The 2,486-nt window shown below is 76.6% G+C and carries 1 protein-coding gene and 1 pseudogene; one reads left to right on the forward strand and one right to left on the reverse strand.

All coding sequences use genetic code 11. The features are described from left to right. A pseudogene (locus tag CCN42_RS45415) lies at nt 1-142 on the reverse strand (D-2-hydroxyacid dehydrogenase family protein); the annotation flags it as partial. Nucleotides 143-508: 366 nt separating this feature from the next. Between CCN42_RS45415 and CCN42_RS39815 the strand changes: the two are divergent. After that, nucleotides 509-2,486, forward strand: a 1,978-nt coding sequence (locus CCN42_RS39815; RefSeq protein WP_211294903.1) for an AfsR/SARP family transcriptional regulator, incomplete at its 3' end; no start/stop codon positions are given.

Below are 2,486 nucleotides of genomic sequence, written 5' to 3' on the forward strand. Positions count from 1 at the left end.
CGAGGGCGGCGGCCAGGTCGTCCTCGTCGGCGAAGTGCTCGGTGAAGGGGACCACCTCGACGCGGTCGGCCACGGGGGACCAGTCGGCGGCGGTGGTCGCGGCGTTCTGGAAGTCGTCCAGGAGGGCGCAGCGCAGTCGCATGGCAGCAGTGTCCCCGGGTCGCGCGCGAAGGTGCGGACGCGGGCCCCGGTCGTTCACCTCTGACGACCGGGGCCCACTGGCGTCCCGGATCCGGCCGCGGCGGCGACACTCCCCCGAGCAACGCGTTCTACGCGCGCACCGTCGCGCCGGTTCCGATGAAGTGATCACATCAGGTGACACCAACGGATCGCTAACATGTGGCCAACGGTTCTCCGGAGTGCTGTCTGCCAGTTGGCGCGAAGCCGTCTTCCGGGGCCGGACGCGCGACCCGGGTGACGCCGGGGTACGGCAAGGAATCAGCAGCGGGGTCCCCGCCGGGGACCGGCAGTGAGCGGGTGGCGGGAAACCGTCGTGACGAGGGCGGAAATGCGCCAGGGTGTGATGCGGTTCGGACTGCTGGGCCCGCCCGTGCTCTACCAGCCGACCACGGCCCCCGGCCCGCAGGACCCCGCCGCGCGAGCCGATCGCGCACCAGGCGCCCAGGATCCCGCAGCGCCAGCCGATCACGGATCCGGCCCGCGGGACCCCGCCGCGCGAGCCGATCAGACCCCCCGTCCCCACGGCGGCGCGGTGCGCACCATCCGCAGTCCCAAGGCGCGGGCGCTGCTCGCCGCGCTGCTGCTGGAGGCCGGCCGGGTGGTCTCCGTCGAGTCGCTCAAGGACGCGCTGTGGGGCGGCGACCCGCCCGCCTCCGCGCACGCCTCCCTGCACAATCACGTCACCCGGCTGCGCCGCCTCCTCGACTACCCCGACCGGCTGCGCGCGGTGCCGCCGGGCTATCTGCTGCGGGTCGAACCGGACGAGCTGGACGTCCATGTGTTCGAACGCCATGTCACCGCCGCGCGCGGCGCGCACGCCGCCGGGGACTGGGCGCGGGTGGTGCGCGAGGCGACCGCCGGGCTCGCCCTGTGGCGCGGCACGCCGCTCAGCGGCCTTTCCTCCGACCTGGGTGGGTACGCCTTCGTCCAGCGTCTGGCGGAGGCCCGGCTGCTGCTGCTGGAGTGGCGCTACGACGCCGAACTGGCCGTCGGTGGTGCCCGGCTCGGCGAGCTGGTGCCGGAGCTGGCGGAGCTGGCCGCGGAGTATCCGCTGCGCGAGGCGTACCACCGGCAGCTGATGCTCGCCCTGCACCGCACGGGCCGGCGCGCCGAGGCCCTGGCCGTCCATCGCGATCTGCGCGCCCGGCTGCTGGAGGAGCTGGGCGTGGAACCGGCGCCGACGGTGCGGGACGCACATGTGGAGGTGCTGCGCGGGGTGCCGCGGGACGAGCCGTCGCAGGAGCCGTCCGCCGGTCCGGCGGCCCCGGCCGCCGTTCCCGCCGTTCCCGCCGCGCCGCGGCCCGCGCAGCTGCCCCCGCCGCCGCCGCACTTCACCGGCCGCGGGGCGGACCGGGACGCGCTGCGCGCGGCCCTGCTGGAGCCGGGCGCGGTCGCCGTGGTCACCGGGATGGCCGGGGTGGGCAAGAGCGCGCTCGCGCTGGATGTCGCCCACGCCCTGACGGAACGTTTCTCCGACGGCCAGCTCTACATCAACCTGCACGGCGCCACCCCCGGCATGACCCCTCTCACCTCCGCCCAGGCCCTCGCCGCCCTGCTGCGCGACCTCGGCACCGAGCCCCGCCGCGTCCCCGACCACCCGGATGCCGCCGCCGCCCTGCTGCGGTCCCTGCTCGCGCCCACCCGCACCCTGCTGGTCCTCGACGACGCCGCCACCGCCGCCCAGGTACGGCCGCTGCTGCCCGCCGGGCCCGGCTGCGCCGTCATCGTCACCAGCCGCTCACCGCTGACCGCCCTCGACGGCGCCCGCCGCTTCCCGCTCTCCCCGCTCACCGGCGACGACAGCGCGGCACTGCTGCGTGCGGTGTCCGGGCGGGCCGGCCTGGACGCCGCCCACCCCCTCGTCGACCTCACCGGCCGGCTGCCGCTCGCCCTGCGGGTCGTCGCGGCCCGGCTCGCCGCGCGCAGCGCCCTCACCCCGGACGTCCTGGCCCACCAACTCGCCGCGACCGAAGGCCGGCTGCACCACCTGGAGTACGACGACCTGAGCGTGCGCCGCTCCCTCGCCGTCGCCCACGACGCCCTCGCCGCCTCCGACCGCGAGGCCGACCGCGACGCGGCCCTCGCCCTGCGCCGCATCGGCGCCCTCGACCTCCCCGCCTACGGTGCCCCCCTCATCGCCCGCCTCACCGGCACCGACGAACGGCGTGCCGAGGCGGCCCTGGACCGGCTGGTCGACGTGGCCCTGCTGGAGGAGACGGCGTACGGCAGATACGCGCCGCACGACCTCGTCCGCGACTTCGCCCGCGAGCTGTCCCTCCGGCCGGACCCGGCGCCCGGCGGCCCCC

Source organism: Streptomyces glaucescens, from assembly GCF_002154375.1.
Classification (GTDB): Bacteria; Actinomycetota; Actinomycetes; order Streptomycetales; family Streptomycetaceae; genus Streptomyces; species Streptomyces glaucescens.